The organism is Microbispora amethystogenes (genome assembly GCF_016863015.1).
Taxonomy (GTDB): domain Bacteria; phylum Actinomycetota; class Actinomycetes; order Streptosporangiales; family Streptosporangiaceae; genus Microbispora; species Microbispora amethystogenes.
The window spans coordinates 93,262-110,282 of the sequence record NZ_BOOB01000004.1; the positions used below are offsets into that span (position 1 = coordinate 93,262).

The 17,021-nt window shown below is 70.4% G+C and carries 16 protein-coding genes; 1 reads left to right on the forward strand and 15 read right to left on the reverse strand.

All coding sequences use genetic code 11. The features are described from left to right. Positions 1-69 precede the first annotated feature (69 nt). From Mam01_RS03555 to ahcY, 9 genes are all read right to left on the reverse strand, one after another. Positions 70-933, reverse strand: a complete 864-nt coding sequence (locus Mam01_RS03555) for a nitrilase family protein (protein ID WP_204284045.1) — start codon at positions 931-933, stop codon at positions 70-72. Then, positions 930-2,393, reverse strand: a complete 1,464-nt coding sequence (locus Mam01_RS03560) for an NAD-dependent succinate-semialdehyde dehydrogenase (RefSeq protein WP_204284172.1) — start codon at positions 2,391-2,393, stop codon at positions 930-932. The genes Mam01_RS03555 and Mam01_RS03560 overlap by 4 nt, the downstream gene beginning before the upstream one ends. A 71-nt stretch (positions 2,394-2,464) precedes the next feature. After that, the gene (locus tag Mam01_RS03565; RefSeq protein WP_307819803.1) at positions 2,465-3,304 is read right to left on the reverse strand and encodes an IclR family transcriptional regulator; all 840 of its coding nucleotides are present in this window, start codon (positions 3,302-3,304) and stop codon (positions 2,465-2,467) included. Positions 3,305-3,370: 66 nt separating this feature from the next. Continuing rightward, on the reverse strand, positions 3,371-4,519 hold the full coding sequence (locus tag Mam01_RS03570) for an ABC transporter substrate-binding protein (RefSeq protein ID WP_204284047.1): 1,149 nt from the start codon (positions 4,517-4,519) through the stop codon (positions 3,371-3,373). A gap of 38 nt (positions 4,520-4,557) precedes the next feature. After that, positions 4,558-5,382, reverse strand: a complete 825-nt coding sequence (locus Mam01_RS03575) for an ABC transporter permease (RefSeq protein ID WP_204284048.1) — start codon at positions 5,380-5,382, stop codon at positions 4,558-4,560. After that, positions 5,379-6,173: an ABC transporter ATP-binding protein gene (locus Mam01_RS03580; protein ID WP_204284049.1), complete on the reverse strand. Its 795-nt coding sequence runs from the start codon at positions 6,171-6,173 to the stop codon at positions 5,379-5,381. Before Mam01_RS03580 ends, Mam01_RS03575 begins: the two co-directional genes overlap by 4 nt. A gap of 75 nt (positions 6,174-6,248) precedes the next feature. After that, complete coding sequence (locus tag Mam01_RS03585; RefSeq protein WP_204284050.1) at positions 6,249-7,136, reverse strand: ABC transporter permease; 888 nt, start codon at positions 7,134-7,136, stop codon at positions 6,249-6,251. A 319-nt stretch (positions 7,137-7,455) separates the two neighbouring features. Beyond that, positions 7,456-8,700, reverse strand: a complete 1,245-nt coding sequence (locus tag Mam01_RS03590; protein WP_150930413.1) for an adenosylhomocysteinase — start codon at positions 8,698-8,700, stop codon at positions 7,456-7,458. Between the two features lie 99 nt (positions 8,701-8,799). Beyond that, the gene (gene ahcY, locus Mam01_RS03595; protein ID WP_204284051.1) at positions 8,800-10,227 is read right to left on the reverse strand and encodes an adenosylhomocysteinase; all 1,428 of its coding nucleotides are present in this window, start codon (positions 10,225-10,227) and stop codon (positions 8,800-8,802) included. 172 nt (positions 10,228-10,399) lie between these two features. Here ahcY and Mam01_RS03600 point away from each other — a divergent pair, with 172 nt between their 5' ends. Further along, on the forward strand, positions 10,400-10,732 hold the full coding sequence (locus Mam01_RS03600) for a MerR family transcriptional regulator (RefSeq protein ID WP_204284052.1): 333 nt from the start codon (positions 10,400-10,402) through the stop codon (positions 10,730-10,732). A gap of 26 nt (positions 10,733-10,758) precedes the next feature. Here the strand turns inward: Mam01_RS03600 and Mam01_RS03605 are convergent, their stop codons facing one another. From Mam01_RS03605 to Mam01_RS03630, 6 genes are all read right to left on the reverse strand, one after another. Next, a complete protein-coding gene (locus Mam01_RS03605) occupies positions 10,759-12,540 on the reverse strand; it encodes a DUF6114 domain-containing protein (RefSeq protein ID WP_204284053.1) in 1,782 nt (593 codons plus the stop codon). Positions 12,541-12,574: 34 nt separating this feature from the next. Continuing rightward, on the reverse strand, positions 12,575-13,171 hold the full coding sequence (locus tag Mam01_RS03610) for a DUF6230 family protein (RefSeq protein WP_204284054.1): 597 nt from the start codon (positions 13,169-13,171) through the stop codon (positions 12,575-12,577). A 133-nt stretch (positions 13,172-13,304) separates the two neighbouring features. Beyond that, on the reverse strand, positions 13,305-14,246 hold the full coding sequence (locus tag Mam01_RS03615) for a cation diffusion facilitator family transporter (protein WP_150930423.1): 942 nt from the start codon (positions 14,244-14,246) through the stop codon (positions 13,305-13,307). A gap of 35 nt (positions 14,247-14,281) precedes the next feature. Beyond that, entirely contained in the window at positions 14,282-15,427 is a 1,146-nt protein-coding gene (locus tag Mam01_RS03620; RefSeq protein WP_204284055.1) for an SIS domain-containing protein, read from the reverse strand. Further along, on the reverse strand, positions 15,424-15,597 hold the full coding sequence (locus Mam01_RS03625) for a Trm112 family protein (RefSeq protein WP_204284056.1): 174 nt from the start codon (positions 15,595-15,597) through the stop codon (positions 15,424-15,426). The genes Mam01_RS03620 and Mam01_RS03625 overlap by 4 nt, the downstream gene beginning before the upstream one ends. A 4-nt stretch (positions 15,598-15,601) precedes the next feature. Beyond that, positions 15,602-16,957 (reverse strand): phosphomannomutase/phosphoglucomutase, encoded by a 1,356-nt coding sequence (locus Mam01_RS03630; protein WP_204284057.1) that lies wholly within the window; start codon positions 16,955-16,957, stop codon positions 15,602-15,604. Positions 16,958-17,021: the final 64 nt, after the last annotated feature.

Sequence of the window (17,021 nt, forward strand, 5' to 3'; positions counted from 1 at the left end):
ATTGGTTCAAATTCTTCTCATGAGAAGCCCGGGTGTCAATAGACTCACGCGGGCTCCGGGAGGACCGGGTCAGACGGCGAGCGTGTCCCCGCTCGGACGATCGTCCCTGGTCACGTACAGGTCGGGCCGCCGGTCCGCCAGCGGCTGGTTGAACGGATTGCCCCGCCGGAACGGGCGGGACCCGATGAGGTCGATCTCCGCGAGCAGCAGCTCCTCCTGGTCGGGAGCGGCCGGACCGCGGATCACCCAGCCGTCCGGCCCGACCACCACCGACCTGCCGACGAACTCCTGTCCGCGCTCGGTGCCCACACGGTTCACGCCGGCCACGTAGCACTGGTTGCTGTGCGCGGCGGTCATGCACATGAGCGTGGCCATGGCCGGCACTCCCGGCGGTTGGCCCGGCACCGGAACCCAGTTCGACGGCAGGGCCACCAGGTCGGCGCCCTGGAGCGCCGCGCTGCGGAACGTCTCGGGGAACCAGGCGTCATAGCAGATGGCCAGGCCGATGCGCCCGAGCGGAGTGTCGAAGACCGGGAAACCGGTGTCGTTGCGGCCGTAGATTTCCTTCTCGTCGTTCCAGAGATGCGCCTTTCGGTACGTCCCGACATGCCCGTCAGGACCGATCAGCACGGCCGAGTTGTACGGCCGGTCACCGTCCCGCTCGGTCAGCCCGGCGACGATCCACAGGTCGTGCCGTCTCGCGAGGCTCGCCCAGGCGGAGCACGCGGGCCCGGATGGCACCTCCTCCGCGTACCGCAGGGCCTCGGCACGGTCGGCGAAGACATATCCGGCGGAACTCGCCTCGGGCAGGATCACGAGTCGCGCGCCGTTCTCCGCCGCCCTGACGATCCACCGGGACGAGCGCTCGATGTTGCCCGGGACATCGCCGAACCGGGGGCGCATCTGCACGCCCGCCAGGACGAACGCGGTCACCACGGCGCCCTGATGGACATGTACTTGATCTCCAGATACTCGTCGATGCCCACACGCCCGCCCTCCCGGCCCAGCCCGGACTGCTTCACCCCGCCGAACGGCGCCGCGGGATTGGAGATCACGCCCTGATTGAGGCCGACCATGCCGCTCTCCAGCCGTTCGCAGACGCGCAGTCCCCGTTCGAGACCCTCGGTGAACACGTACGCGGCGAGGCCGTACTCGGTGTCGTTCGCCATGGCGAGCGCGTCGTCCTCGTCGTCGAAGGCGATGATCGGCGCGACCGGGCCGAAGATCTCCTCGCGTACGGCCCGCACGCCATGGGTCACGCCGGTCAGGACCGTGGGCCGGTAGAAGTTCCCCGCGCCGTCGATCCGCTCGCCGCCGGTCAGCACCTCTGCCCCGCCGACCCGCGCCTCGTCCACCAGCCCCGCCACGTTCGCGAGCGCCCTCTGATCGATCAGGGGGCCGACCCGCGTCGCCGGATCGAGCCCGTGCCCGATGGCCAGTGCGCCCAGCCGCTTCGCGAGTGCCTCGCCGAACTCCCGCGCGACGCCCCTCTGGACGTAGAACCTGTTGGCGGCGGTGCAGGCCTCGCCGATGTTGCGCATCTTGGCCTGAACCGCGCCCTCCACGGCGGCATCGAGATCGGCGTCGTCGAAGACCAGGAACGGCGCGTTCCCGCCGAGCTCCATCGAGGTGCGCAGCACCCTGCTCGCGCACTGCGCGAGCAGCGTGCGCCCCACCTCGGTCGAGCCGGTGAACGACAGCTTGCGCAGTCGTGGGTCGCGCAGCAGCTGCGAGGTCACCTCCCCCGAGCGGGAGGTGGTGAAAACGTTCACCACTCCGGACGGCAGGCCGGCCTCCTCCAGGATCCGCACCAGGGCGAACATGGACAGCGGCGTCTGCCTGGCCGGCTTGACGACCACCGTGCACCCCGCGGCGAGCGCGGGACCGATCTTCCGGGTGCCCATCGCCATGGGGAAGTTCCACGGCGTCACCAGCAGGCTCGGCCCGACCGGCTGCCGGGCCACCACCACGCGGGAACCCCCGCCGGGCGCCACCAGGTAACCCCCGTCGATGCGGACGGCCTCTTCGGAGAACCAGCGGAAGAACTCCGCCGCGTAGGTGATCTCGGCCTGCGACTCCGCGAGTGGCTTGCCCATCTCCAGGGTCATGAGCAGGGCCAGGTCGTCGCGCCGGGAGACGATCAGCTCGTAGGCGCGGCGAAGGATCTCTCCACGCTCACGCGGCGGGGTGGCCGCCCAGGGCGCCTGGGCGTCCGCCGCCGCAGCCAGAGCGGCCAGGCCGTCCTCCACCTGCGCGTCCGCGACCTCGGCGATCGTCTCGCCGGTGCCGGGATCGTCCACGGCCAGGACGGCGCCTGAGCTGGACGCGCGCCATTCTCCACCGGCGAACACGCCTCCCGGCACGCCGCCGGCGATACCGCGCGCCGCGGCCATCGCTTCTGTCAGCGCTGTCATTCCAGAACTCCTTGTCGTACGTCGCCGCCCGCCGGACGCCCGCCCCGCCCCTAGCGGCCCGTGAGCGCGCTGGGCAGGACGATGTCCGTGACACTGAGCAGGTCGCCCAGGTCGCGGGCGGCATTGATCACCGACACCGCCAGGGTGTCGATCCGTTCCCGGGTGAGGCGATAGGTGGGACCGCCGATCCACACCGCGTACGGCGTGCTGTCCCTGACCCTGACCGGCGCGGCCACGGACGCCGCGCCGACCTCCAGTTCGTCGTAGGCGTAGGCGAACCCGTTGCCGCGGACGGAGTCGAGGGAGGCGATGAAGGCGTCGACGCCGCCGAACCGCTCCGGCGCCTTGTCCTCGAACTCCGCCGCGAACTCCGCACGCACGGTTTCCGGGTCGAGCGCGGCGAGCAGCACCTTGCCGGTCGAAGTGGCCCACACCGGCTGGGTACGCGGCACCGGCTTGAGCGTCTGGCCGATCAGGGACGGTCCCGGAACCTGCGCGACGACCATCACGTTGGGCGGCAGGAGCACGTCGAAGCCGGACGTCTCCTTGGTCTCCTCCGCCAGCCGGCGCAGCACACCGCGCATGTGGCCGTAGGCGCCGTCGCTGTCCAGCAGGCCTCCCACGATCGAGAGGAGGCCCAGCGAGACGCGATAACGGCGGGTGTCCGGATCGAGCGTGAGCCAGCTCTCACGCTCGAGGACGGTGAGCACGCGGTAGCAGGTCGCCTTCGGGATGCCCACCTCGCGGGCGATGTCGCTGAGCCCGATCCCCTCCGGGTGCGCAGCCACAGTACGAAGCAGCCAGATAGTACGGCGGACGAGTCCGGCTTCACCCGGTGGCATTGTCTCCTCCGTTGCCTCAAGAATCGGTGATCGGTGTACGGCCATCATGCTGGCAGCCTCCCGCGACCCCGTCCGCACGTTGCGGAGGTTACGCGAGCAAGATGACCAATCGTCCTATTTGCCTCCGGCAGTGACTTCCACCGTCTGCGGCTCGAACTTCTCACCGGTCACGTCGAAGCCCTCGGCGCGCAGCTCCTCGTCCGCCTTCTCGGTGAGGTCGGTGCGGTACGCGCCCTCACCGGGGTCAGCCTTGAGGACCTTGGCATCGACCGCGATCTTGATCGTCTGGGCCCACGCCTTCGGATCCACCACCCCGATACCGTCCGGCGACGGCCAGACGAGCTTGTTCACCTCGTTGAGCATCCAGGTCTGGTGCCCCTTCCCCAGTGCGCTTCCGTTGTCGAGCACGACATCGACGCAGCCGGCCAGGTCGTCGCGGCAGTAGCCCCATCCCTTGTACGTGGCCTTGAGGAACCGCACGGCGACGTCCTTGTTCTCCTCCTTGGCCAGCCAGCTCTCCCGGGCGTAGACGCCGTCCTCGAGGCTCGTGTAGCCCGCGTCCTGGAGGCTGATCGCCGAGAAGTCCTCCGGCTGGTACAACTTGCCGGTCTTGGGATTCACGGTCTCCAGCAGCTGCGCGTACTCGTTGTAGGTCTTGGCCTGGGCCGCGTCCACCTCACGCTTGAGCAGGAGCGACATGTCGAAGGGCTGCTGAACGATCTTGACGTCCTTGGCGGGGTCCACCCCCGCGCCCTTCATCGCGGCGAAGAGCACGAGTTCGTTGCCGAAGCCCCAGCTCCCCACCTTCTTGCCCCGGAGGTCACTCAGCTGCTTGATCCCGGAGTCGGCCCAGGCGACCTGCAGGTAGGCGCCACGCTGGAAGACCTGCCCGATGTTGACCAGATCGGCCCCCTGCTCTCGGGTGACCATGGTCTTGGTGACGTGGCTGACCGCGAACTCGGCGTTGCCGGCGGAGAGCACCTGCTGCGGCACGATGTTGACGCCGCCCTCCTGGATGGTGACGTCGAGGCACTCGTCGGCGTAGTAGCCCTTGTCCTTGGCCGCGTAGTAGCCGGCGAACTGGGCCTGGGCCACCCACTGCAGGACCAGCCTGACCGGGGTGCGCGTCTCACACTTGGCGTTACCCGACGCGGCGGGGGCGGCGGCCGAGCCGGTGTCCTCCGACATGCCGCAGGAGGCCAGGGACAGGGCGGTGGCGACGCCGGCCACCGCCGCGAAGGTACGACGAAGAGAACGAGCCATGATGACTCCTTGGTATGCGGGAGGAAGGAGGGGAGAGATCAGGCCTCGCCGCCGTGGACGGACTCGTGCCACGGCATGAGGAGGCGTTCGAGTAGCGACATGACGCCGAACATCGCGAGGCCGAGCAGGCTGGCCACGAGGATCCCGGCCCACGCTTCGGCGAAGCGGGGCAGTGAGGCCTGCTGGGCGATGTACACACCGAGGGCGTTGCTCGGTCCCCCGAAGTACTCGGTCACGATCACGCCGATGACGGCGAGCGTGGAACCGAGCTTGAGCGCGTTGAAGAGGTACGGCAGCGCGTTGGGCAACCGCAGCATCAGCGAGATCTGCCGCGGCCGGGCCGCCAGCGACTCCATCAGCTCCAGATGGAGCGGCGCGACCTGGAGGAGGCCTCTCGCGGTGTTCACCAGGACGGGGAAGAACACCATCACCCCCGCCACGCCCGCCTTGGACGCCAGGCTCGTCACACCGAACCAGTTGTTGAAGATCGGTGCGAGCGCGACGATGGGGGCGCAGTTGACGATCACCGCGACTCCCAGCACGGGGCCGGAGATCCGGTGGAACCGGCTGACGACCAGCGCGACCAGGATCCCGGCGACGGACCCGGACACGAGGCCGAGCAGCACCGCGCTGACGGTGAGCCTGGACGCGGAGAGGATGGTGGTGAGCTGGTCCACCAGGGCCGAGGCGATGTCGGTCGGCGCCGGGAGGATGAACGACGGGACGTCGAAGAGCCGGACGACGAGCTGCCAGGCGCCGAGGATGACGAGCGCGGTGACCGTGACCGGCAACCCCCGCCTGGCGGTGTCCCACGCGCCCCCCGCGACGAGCATGGGTCGACCGCGCCCCGCGTGCGCGGTCATGCCGCGTCCTCCGCCACCGTCATGCCGTGCAGCGCCTCGCGGACCTCGGTGATCTTGTCGAAGAAGGCCGGCAGCGTACGGGTCTCGGCGGTCCGCGGGTAGGGCAGGTCGACGTCGATGCTGGCGGCGATGCGTCCCGGGCGCGGAGACATCACGACGATCCGCGACGACAGGAACACCGCCTCCGTGATGCTGTGCGTCACGAACACGACGGTCGTCCGGGTGTCGGACCAGATGCGCAGGAGCTCGCCCTGGAGGTGCTCCCGGTTCATCTCGTCGAGCGCGCCCAGCGGCTCGTCCATGAAGAGGATCTTCGGGTCCGCCGACAGCGCGCGGGCGATGGCCACCCGCTGCTGCATGCCGCCGGAGAGCTGCCAGGGGAAGTGCCGGGCGAACTCCGGCAGACGCACGAGGTCGAGCATCGCCGCGGTCTTGGCCCGGCGCTCCTGCTTGGCGACGCCGGCGACCTGCAGCGGCAACTCCACGTTGCGCTGGACACTCCGCCACTCGAACAGGCCCGCCTGCTGGAAGACCATTCCGTAGTCGCGGTCCCGGCGGGCCGTGGCGGGAGACTTGCCGTTCAGGCTGACCGACCCCGCGGTCGGCGGAGTGAGGTCCGCCATGATCCTCAGAAGCGTGCTCTTCCCGCAGCCGCTCGGACCCAGCAGCGACACGAACTCGCCCTCGGCGATGGTCAGGTCGATGTCGGCCAGAGCCGTCACCGAGCGGTCGGTGCCGGGGTTGAACTGCTTCGTGACACCGTCGATGCGGATTATCGGGGATTCGGGCATCGGGACTCTCCAGGGAGCGGAGCAGACAGCGGAGCAGACAGGGAGTTTCGTCGGGCAGGAGTCATCGGGCGGATGTCACCGGGTGTGCCGGTTACGCAGGGCGAACCGCTCCAGCAGGTTGAGGACCTGGACGAACACGATTCCAGTGACGGCCGCGACCAGTACGGCGGCGTACAGCTTCTCGGGGCCGTTCGAGTAGTAGTAGGCGAAGGTGAGGATGACCCGGCCGATTCCCCGCCCCGTGCCCGCCGACAGCTCTCCGACGATGGCGCCGACGACGCTGGCGGTGGCCGCCAGCCGCAGGCCGGCGAAGAGGTAGGGCAGGGCCGCGGGCAGCCGAAGCCAGAACAGCAACTGCCGCCGGCCGGCCGCGACGCTGCGCATGAACTCGGTCTGCACCTTGGGCGGCGACTTGAGGCCCCGGAGGGCGTTGATCGTCACGGGAAAGAACGCCAGGTAGGCCGCGATGCCGGTCACCGCCACCCACGGAGGCAGGCCCGCCTTGCCGCCCCAGATGACGACCATGGGCGCGATGGCGACGAGCGGAACGGTCTGCGAGGCCACGAGCCAGGGCATGAGCCCGCGCGAGACCGGCGGCAGATGCAGGAACACGATCGCCAGCGCCAGCCCGAGCAAGGAGCCGGCAACGAGACCGTACGCCGCCTCGCGCAGCGTCACCGATGCCTCTTCCAGCAGGTAGACGCCGAGTATGGTGGACGTCCCCCGGCGCGCCGGCTCGACCAGCGCACCGAGGATCGCGCCCACTCCGGGCATTGACAAGTCGTCGGTCGCGACGGGGAACCGGAGGCCGAGCAGCCGGTCGCCGGTCGCCTGCCCGAGCGCTTTGTACCCCTCCCACAGGGCGGCCAGCAGGACGAGGACCACGGCTCCGATCGCCCCCGTGGACAACCGGGACCGCAGGGCCGCCGCCTTCGCCGAGGTCCGGCCTGCCGCCCTGGTCACGGAAGGGCCTTCGGACGAGGTGGGGGCTAGAGGGGGATTTTTCATGGCCGTCATGCCGGGTCACTCTCCGGGGTGGTCGGGAGAGGCGTGCCGTGGGCGGGCCGCTCCCGCCCTTGCAGGTGGACTGCTGGATCACTGAGCGATCCGTTGGTTCAACTTAGGCGCGTAGTTCAGGAAGCGTCAATGCTTTGAGGTAAATGGTCAGATAACGACCCACGTCTTTGCATTTGCCCGACTCGCCCGGTGATCGGCGAGAGGGGCGCCACAGCCTGGCCATACAGCACCGGCAGACGGAGAGTAGGAAGCCGAGGGGGGAGGGTCAGGATCCGAGACGCCAGGAGTGGAGATACTCCTCCTGCTCGGCGGTGAGGGCGTCGATCGAGATCCCGGCGGCGGCGAGCTTCAGGCGGGCCACCTCCACGTCGATGCCGGCCGGGACGTCGTACACGCCCGGCGGCAGCCGGGACGGCTCCTCGACCAGCCAGGCGACGGTGAGAGCCTGGGCGGAGAACGACATGTCCATCACGGCGGCCGGATGACCCTCGGCGGCGGTGAGGTTCACCAGGCGGCCCTCGGCGAGCAGGAGCAGCCTGCGGCCGTCCTCCAGGACGTACTCGTCGGTGTTGGGCCTGATGCCGAAGCGCACCTCCCGGGCCATTCCCTCCAGCGCCCGCACGTCGATCTCGACGTCGAAGTGGCCCGCGTTCGCGAGGATCGCGCCGTCCTTCATGGCGGCCAGGTGCTCGGCGCGGATCACGTCGCGGTTGCCGGTGACGGTCACGAACACGTCGCCGATCTCGGCGGCCCGGCTCATCGGCCGCACGTCGTAGCCCTGCAGGGCGGCGTCGAGGGCCTTGACCGGGTCGATCTCGGTGACGACGACCCGCGCGCCGAGGCCCTTGGCCCGCTCCGCGACTCCCCTGCCGCAGAAGCCGAAGCCCGCGACGACGACGGTGCGGCCCGCGAGCAGCACGTTGGTGGCCCGCATGATGCCGTCGAGCGTCGACTGGCCGGTGCCGTAGCGGTTGTCGAACATCCGCTTAGTCCGGGTGTCGTTGACCGCGACGACCGGGAAGCGCAGCGCGCCCTCCGAGGCCATCTGGCGCAGCCGGATGATCCCCGTGGTGGTCTCCTCGCAGCCGCCCAGCACGCCGTCGAGAAGCTGGACCCGCTCGGTGTGGAGGATGTTGACGAGGTCGCAGCCGTCGTCGAGGACGATGTGCGGCGCGATGTCCAGCGCCTGGTTGATGTGCCGGTAGTAGGTCGCCCTGTCCACCCCGGCGCGGGCGTGCACGGCGATGCCGTACTCCCCCAGCGCCGCGGCGACGTCGTCCTGCGTGGACAGGGGGTTCGAGGCGGCCAGGGCGATCTCGGCGCCGCCCTGCCGCAGCGCGCCCATGAGCACGGCCGTCTCGGCCGTCACGTGCAGGCACGCGGCGATGCGCAGGCCGTCGAGCGGCCGGTCGGCGCCGAATCCGGCGCCGATGGCCTGGAGGACCGGCATCGACCGGGCCGCCCACTCGATGCGCCGCTCCCCGGCCTCCGCGATGTCCGGCTGTGTCACGCCGGCCCTCCGTCTTTCGTGCCGCTTCTCGTAGGCGCCTTCTCGTACGCGCCTTTCGTACGGGCCGCAGGGGCCGGGACCCCCGCGGCCGTCCCGCCGTCAGTAGCGGTAGTGGTCCGGCTTGTACGGGCCCTCGACGTCGACGCCGATGTACTCCGCCTGCTTCTTGCTCAGCGTGGTCAGCTTCACGCCGAGCGCGTCGAGGTGGAGGCGGGCGACCTTCTCGTCGAGGTGCTTGGGCAGCACGTACACGCCGGTCGGGTACTCGTCGGTCTTCGTGAAGAGTTCGATCTGCGCGATGACCTGGTTGGTGAACGAGTTCGACATGACGAACGAGGGGTGGCCGGTGGCGCAGCCCAGGTTCATCAGCCTGCCCTCGGCGAGCACGAGGACGGAGTGCCCGTCGGGGAACACCCACTCGTCGACCTGCGGCTTGATGTTGATCCTCTTGACGCCGTCGATCCGGCCGAGGCCGGCCATGTCGATCTCGTTGTCGAAGTGGCCGATGTTGGACACGATCGCCTGGTGCTTCATCCGCGACATGTGCTCGGCGCTGATGATGCCGTAGTTGCCGGTGCAGGTGACGAAGATGTCCGCGATGCCGACGACCTCCTCCAGGGTGGTGACCTGGAAGCCGTCCATCGCCGCCTGGAGCGCGCAGATCGGGTCGATCTCGGTGACGATGACCCGGGCGCCCTGGCCGCGCAGCGCGTCGGCGCAGCCCTTGCCCACGTCGCCGTACCCGCAGACCACGGCGACCTTGCCGCCGATCAGCACGTCGGTGGCGCGGTTGAGGCCGTCGATCACCGAGTGGCGGCAGCCGTACTTGTTGTCGAACTTCGACTTGGTCACCGAGTCGTTGACGTTGATCGCCGGGAAGAGGAGATTGCCGGTCTTGTGCATCTCGTACAGGCGGTGCACGCCGGTCGTGGTCTCCTCGGTGACGCCCTTGATGTCCTCGGCGACGCGGGTCCACCACTTGTCCGCGGAGACCGTACGGCGGAGGGTGTCGAGGATGACCGCCCACTCCTCGGGGTCGTCCTCACCGGCGACCGGAACGGCGCCGGCCTTCTCGAACTCCACGCCCTTGTGCACCAGCAGCGTGGCGTCGCCGCCGTCGTCGAGAATCATGTTGGGGCCGGAGCCGTCGGGCCAGCGGAGCGCCTGCTCGGTGCACCACCAGTACTCCTCCAGCGTCTCGCCCTTCCAGGCGAAGACCGGGACACCGGAGGGGTTGTCGGCCGTGCCGTCCGGGCCGACGACCACCGCGGCGGCGGCGTGGTCCTGGGTGGAGAAGATGTTGCAGCTCACCCAGCGGACGTCGGCGCCCAGCGCGACCAGCGTCTCGATCAGCACGGCGGTCTGGATCGTCATGTGCAGCGAGCCCATGATCTTCGCACCCCGCAGCGGCTGCGCCGCGGCGTACTCCTTCCGGGTCGCCATGAGGCCCGGCATCTCGTGCTCCGCGAGGCGGATCTCTTTGCGGCCGAACTCCGCGAGCGCAAGGTCGGCGACCTTGAAGTCCATGAGTGTGTCCCTCTCCGTTGTCTCGTCGGTGCGAGTTTAGGCGTCGCGGGACTCGGGACGCATACGCGGGCGTGCGAACCTGACACAAGAATGTGAGATTCGGCCGCCGACGGGTGCCGGAAGGCTCCGGGACTGTCTAGCGTGGGGTCCGGGAACGTGGACCGGAGGCATCATGCGCATCACCGAGGCGGCACGGCGGCTCGGCATGTCCCCCCGCATGCTGCGCTACCGGGAGGCGCTCGGCCTGCTGCCGCCCGTACGCGACCGTGGCTCCCACCGGCGCTTCGGCCCGGACGAGATCGAGGCGGTGCGGCAGGCGGTGCTCCTGGAACGCCGCTTCGACGTCTCACCGGCGGAACTGGCCTTCGCGCTCCGGGCGCTGTCCGAGCCCGCGGTGGCCCAGGCCGTACGGGACCTCGGCGTGCGTATCGGCCGCATCCAGGCGCCGCGCCGGGCGCTGGACTTCGAGAAGGAGAAGGCCCTCCGGCTGCTGCGGCACCGTTGACTCAGGCCGCCGTTTCAGCCCGCAACTCAGGCGCCGACCACCAGGTGGAGATCGTCCGCGCGCAGGGAGTCGGCCGTGACGTACGGCTGCTCGCTGACGACGTCGGTCATCGTCAGCGGGACGTTCAGCGACGGCACCAGCTTGAGCGCCCGGACCAGGATGTTCGGATGCTCGGCGGTGAACCGCTGGGGCACGCCGAGGAGCTTCGCGGTCATCTTCGTCGTGCAGATCACGACGTTGCCCTCGAAGGTGAAGGCGCTGCCGACGAGGGTCGTCGAGCCCATGGTCTGCTGAGGCCGCTCCAGCACGGCCTTGTCCATGGTGAAGCGGAGCATCTTGACCATGCCGGTCGCGGTGGGCATCTCCACGACCCCGGTGAACTTCATGCCGGTCATGGTGAGCGAGGGGGCGCGTACAGCGGCGGGCTCGACCGCGACCCGCACCTGACCGTCCGCGGGGCCGGCGGGCGGGGCCTGGCCCCCTTCGTCCTCGCCGGGGGACGGCGACGCCCCGGGCGAGCGGGATCTCCCGCCGGTGAGAGGGGCCAGGGGATTCGCCGACCCAAGTGCTCCCGGCAGGTCGGTGGGCACGATCGTGGGCACCAGGTCCGGGACGACGCCGGAGACGTCGCTGGGCACGGCCCCGGGAAGCAGAGTGGACGCCGCATCGGGCACGGCATGGGACACGGCGCGGGAGCCGACATCGGGCATCGTACGGACGTCCGCGTTGGACACCGCGTGGGAGCGGGTATCGGCCACCGCGCTGCGTGCGGCAGCGGGCGCGGCCCGGGTGACGGTGCCGCTCTGTGCGGAGACGCCGGGGTCCTCCTGTGGCACGCCCGTCCCCGTCGCCAGGAGGACGGGAAGCATGGTGATCGCCAGCGCCCTGCCCGCCGCGCCCGGCCCCCCGCTCCCTTCGGACCGCCCCGGCGGGCCCGCGGGCGAGCGGGGCCCGTCATCGGGCGAACCCGCCCGCGCACCCCCGTCACCGCTGTCACCGCTGTCACCCCCGTCGCCGCCGTCACTGCTGTCACCGTCGGAGCCGCGGTCTCCAAGACCGCCGTCCGAGCCCACGTCCGCACCGGCCCCCGAGCCGACCGACAGATCGGACGACTCGCTACCCGCACCGGCCTCGGGGGGCGGGTTGGGGCGGATGCGGCCGACGAGGACCTGATGGCCGTCTCCGGTGGGCGGCGCGACGGGCGGCTGCGGCGGGGTCCGCGCCTCGGCCGGCGCGCCGGTCTGCGTGTCGTCCTGCGCGACGGGTGGTTGGGGGGTCTGCGGGCCGGCCTGGGCGCCCGCCGGCCGCAGGTGCTCGTCGCGGCTGACGACCCGGCGGGTGGTGAAGGTGATCTCTCCGCCACCGGGCGCGGGCGCGGCGGCACCGAAGGGCTCAGCGGGCGCGGCGCCGAAGGGCTCAGCGGGCGCGGCGGCGCCGGAGGGCTCGGCGGGCGTCCCGGAGGCGTGGGGGGCCGTCTCCTCCGGAGCCCAGGCGACCGCGAGCGCGCCCCCGACGAGGCCGAGCAGCATGCCGACCAGGAAGCCGCCCAGGTTGGCGTACACGAACGACGCGATCGAGACCAGCACGGCGACGACGCCGAGGAACGCCCGCTGACCGGGCTGGAGCCAGATCATCAGGCCCAGGATGACCAGCACGAGCGCGATGAGGTAGGTGGCCCCGACCGTGCCCGACTGGATGACGAGCGGCAGCGCCTTCGTGGCGAACGGGATGCTCAGCAGCTCCAGGCCCGCGAGCAGCACCAGAAGGCCGCCCCAGAAGGGCCGGGACCTGCGCCAGGAACCGTTCATCGCCGCCCGCCGAGGAGTTCGACCGGCCGCCGCATCAGAAGCACTCGTGCTCGCCGGGTTCGACGCTCAGCTTCAGCCCCGGAAGCTTGAAGGTCGCCGCGTTGACCGACCAGGAGACCTGCCGGAAGTTCTCGATGGAGACCGCGGTCGCCTGCTGGCCGAACATGCCCGCGGCGCCCTGCGCCTCCGGCACCTGGTCGAGCGTGCTGGCGTCACGGCCGGCCTCGATGCCGGTGAAGACCGCGTTGCCCTGGATCTGGGAGGCGTCGACGATCATGTTCTCGGCGGTCACCGGGTCCTTGCCGGTGCCCGCGGTGATCCGGAGCGTCACCGCGCCGACCGGCGACTTCATCAGGACGGTCTGGCACATGTTCGTCAGGGTGGCCTTCCGGATGCCGGAGACCGCGACCGGGATCTTCCGGCCCTGCTTGTTCTCGGTGACGCTGCCGTACTGCACGAAGCCCTGGCCCTGCAGCTTGTCGGCGGAGACCTTGAACGTGTCGCCCGAGACCACGAACGACGCGCCGATGGCGCCCTCCGCGGTCGCGCCGACGAGCACGGAGGCGACCGCGAGAGCGGGTACGAAGACGAGCGCGAACCGTTTCCAGCGCACGCGTCCCTGCTGAATCATGAGTCACCTCCGGAGGGGGGAACCGGTCAGATGCACAAGTAAAGTTACCGACCGGTACCAGGGAGGTTGAAGTGACTCAGGATCACATTTCAATCACGGTGCGCAGTGGAAAAGTGGCCGAGCGAAAAGCCGGTCACGTGCCGGCGGGCTGCGTCGAGGCGGCGTCCGCCCGGTAGAGGTCCGGCTCCAGGTAGATCACCCGGGCGATCGGCACGGCCTCGCGGATGCGCCGTTCGGCCTCGTCGATGCCCCGGGCCACCTCGCTCGCGGTGTCGTCGTGCTCGACCGCGATCTTTGCGGCGACCAGCAGCTCCTCCGGACCGAGGTGCAGGGTGCGCAGGTGGATCACCCGGCTGACCTCGGGAGCCGACTCCAGCGCCGCGCAGATCTTCTTCTCCATCTCGGGAGCGGCGCTCTCGCCGATCAGCAGCGACTTGGTCTCGACGGCCAGGATGACCGCGATCACCGCGAGCAGCAGGCCGATCACGAGGCTGCCCACGCCGTCCCACATGCCGTTGCCGGTGATCACCGCCATCGCGACGCCGAACAGCGCGAAGACCAGGCCGAGCAGCGCGCCGAAGTCCTCCAGCAGCACGACGGGCAGCTCGGGCGCCTTGGCCCGCCGGATGAAGGACACCCAGGACTCCTTGCCCTTGTGCTCCCTCGACTCCTTGATCGCCGTACGGAACGAGAACCCCTCGGCGACGATCGCGAAGACCAGCACGCCGAACGCCCACTGCGGCGACTCCACCGGATGCGGGTCGGCGATCTTGTGCCAGCCCTCGTACAGCGAGAACAGGGCGCCGATCGTGAACAGCACCACCGCCACGACGAACGCGTAGAAGTATCGCTCGCGCCCGTAGCCGAACGGGTGCTTGCGGGTGCTCCGCTTGGTCGCCTGCTTGCCGCCCAGCATCAGCAGCGCCTGGTTGCCGGAGTCGGCCACGGAGTGGACCGACTCGGCGAGCATGGAGGACGACCCGGTGAAGATGAACGCCACGAACTTCGCCACCGCGATCGCCATGTTGGCGCCGAGCGCCGCGAGGATCGCCTTGGTACCGCCACCCGCACTCACGTTGAACTCCTCGATTTCGACCGGCCGAAGCGATCCTATTGGGAAATCCGGGCCCGGAGTTCCGTGGATACGGCCACCGACGCCGGGTCGATCCCGTACCCGAGAGCAAGGTAGACAGTCGCGTAGTCGCACAGCCCGGCCAGGGAGGCGAGCCGCTCCAGCGGGCGCACGCCGTCGGCCGTGATCTCCGACACCGGAACCCCGCGGTCCTCGGCCATCCGCACGGCGGCCGTGCGGGACCGGGTCACCTGCGGGTGTTCCTCCACGTCACGCAGCAGGAACAGGCGCAGCCGGGGGCCGCCTCCGGGCTCGTCTGCGAAGGGGTCGGCGAAGATGTCGCGCCCGGCGAGGGGGCCGTCGAACGTCCCGATCTGGTTGTGCGCCGCCTCGGGCAGCTCGCCCCAGGTCGCGGGATAACCCGCGTGCGCGCCGAGCCGGGTGGCCAGGAGGTGGGCCGCCACCGCGGCCACCGGAGAGGTGCCCCAGACGACCGGAACCGTGCCGGCCAGCTCCATGGCCAGAGTCTTGCCGGGGTTGATGAACGACTCACTCGACGGGCGGCAGCGGTGCGCGAGATCCTCAAGCCGCCTCGCGACCGCCTCGAACTCGTCCTCGTCCACCGGGACCAGCCCGAACGCCGCCGCGGCGAGGATCGGCGGCACCATCAGCGACCACAGGGTCGCCTCGGGCTGCCCGGCCACCCCGCCGACAGGCACGTACGGCCCGCCGCCCCGCGCGACCAGGGCGGCGAGCGGCGTGTCCGGCGCGCCCACGCCGACGATCCCGCAGCCGCGCCGTACGGCCTCGGCGGTCACGGCGACGGTCTCCTCGGTCGTCCCCGAGCGGGAGACGGCGACGACGAGATCGGCGGCGCCGACCCAGCCGGGCAGCCGGTAGCCGCGCACCGTCACGACCGGAAGCGGGGCGCCGTACCGGCACAGCGCTTCCAGCACCTCGCCGGCGAGCCCGCTCGCGCCCATGCCGGCCACCACGATCGCCCGCGGACGGCCGTCGCGGCCGACCCGCGCGAGGCCGCTCTCCACGGCCGCCCGGTACGCCGTGCGCACCTCGGCGGCCGAGGAGGCCACCGTACGGAGCATTCCGGAGGGGTCGCCCTCCACCAGATATGCCTGGTCGTCGAGCCGGTCGGGCTCGAACCGGGCCCCACCGGCACCGGTCATGCCCGGCGGGCCTCGTCGACGAGGAGAACCGGGATGTCGTCACGCACCGGGTAGACCAGGCCGCACGACTCGGACGTGCACGCCAGCTCGTCCGCCTCCGGCACGGCGCGGAGGGGGGACTTGCACGCCGGGCACGCGAGGATGTCCAGCAGCCAGTCGTCGATCTTCAACTCGTCAGCTCCTTACGACGGCGAGCACTTCGTCGCGGACGGCGGCGACCTTCTCCTCGTCGGAGGCCTCCGCGTTGAGCCGCAGCAGCGGCTCGGTGTTCGACGGACGCAGGTTGAACCACCAGTCCGGACCGCTGACGGTGAGTCCGTCCAGCTCGTCGAAGGTAACACCCTCCCGCGCCGCGAACGTCTCCCGTACGCGGGCCAGGGCCGCCGTCTGGTCGTCCACCCTGCTGTTGATCTCCCCGGAGGCGGCGTAGCGCGAGTAACGCGACAGCACCTCCGACAGCGGCCGGTCCTGCTCGCCCAGCGCGGCGAGCACGTGCAGCGCGGCCAGCATGCCGGAGTCGGCGAACCAGAAGTCGCGGAAGTAGTAGTGGGCCGAGTGCTCGCCGCCGAAGACCGCGCCGGTGCGGGCCATCTCGGCCTTGATGAACGAGTGGCCGACGCGGGTGCGGACCGGCTTGCCGCCGTGCTCGGCGACGATCTCCGGCACGCCCTTGGATGTGATCAGGTTGTGGATGACCGTCGCGCCGGGGTCCTTGGCCAGCTCGCGCACCGCGACCAGCGCGGTGATCGTGGACGGCGGCACCGACTCGCCCCGCTCGTCGATGACCCAGCAGCGGTCGGCGTCGCCGTCGAAGGCGATGCCGATGTCGGCGCCCTGCGAGACGACCGCCTTCTGCAGGTCGCGCAGGTTCTCCGGCTCGATCGGGTTGGCCTCGTGGTTGGGGAAGCTGCCGTCGAGCTCGAAGTAGAGCGGGGTCAGCTCGATCGGCAGGCCCTTGAAGACCTCGGGGACCGTGTAGCCGCCCATCCCGTTGCCGGCGTCGACGACCACCTTCAGCGGCCGGATGCCCGACAGGTCGACCAGGGTCTTGAGGTGGGCGGCGTAGCCCTCCAGCAGGTTGCGCTCCGTCACCGTGCCCGCACCGGGGGTGCCGCCCAGCCCGTTGTCGAGCAGCTCGGCCGCGCGGTCGCGGATCTCCAGCAGCCCGGTGTCGGTGCCCACGGGAACGGCTCCGGCGCGGCACATCTTCATGCCGTTGTACTTCGCCGGGTTGTGGCTCGCCGTGAACATCACACCCGGCAGGTTCAGGCTGCCGCTGGCGTAGTAGAGCATGTCGGTCGAACCGAGGCCGGCGTTGACGACGTCGGCGCCGCGGGAGGTCGCGCCCCGCGCGAAGGCCGCGGCCAGCGGGCCGGAGGTGGTGCGCATGTCGTGGGCCATCACCACCGACGTCGCACCGGTCAGCTCCACGAACGCCGCCCCTACGGCCTGCGCGATCTCCTCGTCGAGCTCGTCGGGCACCACACCGCGCACGTCGTACGCCTTGAAGATCCTGCTGAGGTCGGCCACTGCACGCCCCTAAAAGTCGTTAAGTCTTCGCACCTGAGCCTATAGCGCCTGATTGCCCCCACAA

What these genes read in the sequence shown, in the direction of transcription:
- Mam01_RS03560 (WP_204284172.1), bottom strand. Translation starts at nt 2,393, where the DNA reads ATGGCCGCGGCGCGCGGTATCGCCGGCGGCGTGCCGGGAGGCGTGTTC.
- Mam01_RS03565 (WP_307819803.1), bottom strand. Translation starts at nt 3,304, where the DNA reads ATGATGGCCGTACACCGATCACCGATTCTTGAGGCAACGGAGGAGACA.
- Mam01_RS03570 (WP_204284047.1), bottom strand. Translation starts at nt 4,519, where the DNA reads ATGGCTCGTTCTCTTCGTCGTACCTTCGCGGCGGTGGCCGGCGTCGCC.
- Mam01_RS03575 (WP_204284048.1), bottom strand. Translation starts at nt 5,382, where the DNA reads ATGACCGCGCACGCGGGGCGCGGTCGACCCATGCTCGTCGCGGGGGGC.
- Mam01_RS03580 (WP_204284049.1), bottom strand. Translation starts at nt 6,173, where the DNA reads ATGCCCGAATCCCCGATAATCCGCATCGACGGTGTCACGAAGCAGTTC.
- ahcY (WP_204284051.1), bottom strand. Translation starts at nt 10,227, where the DNA reads ATGGACTTCAAGGTCGCCGACCTTGCGCTCGCGGAGTTCGGCCGCAAA.
- Mam01_RS03600 (WP_204284052.1), top strand. Translation starts at nt 10,400, where the DNA reads ATGCGCATCACCGAGGCGGCACGGCGGCTCGGCATGTCCCCCCGCATG.
- Mam01_RS03605 (WP_204284053.1), bottom strand. Translation starts at nt 12,540, where the DNA reads ATGAACGGTTCCTGGCGCAGGTCCCGGCCCTTCTGGGGCGGCCTTCTG.
- Mam01_RS03610 (WP_204284054.1), bottom strand. Translation starts at nt 13,171, where the DNA reads ATGATTCAGCAGGGACGCGTGCGCTGGAAACGGTTCGCGCTCGTCTTC.
- Mam01_RS03620 (WP_204284055.1), bottom strand. Translation starts at nt 15,427, where the DNA reads ATGACCGGTGCCGGTGGGGCCCGGTTCGAGCCCGACCGGCTCGACGAC.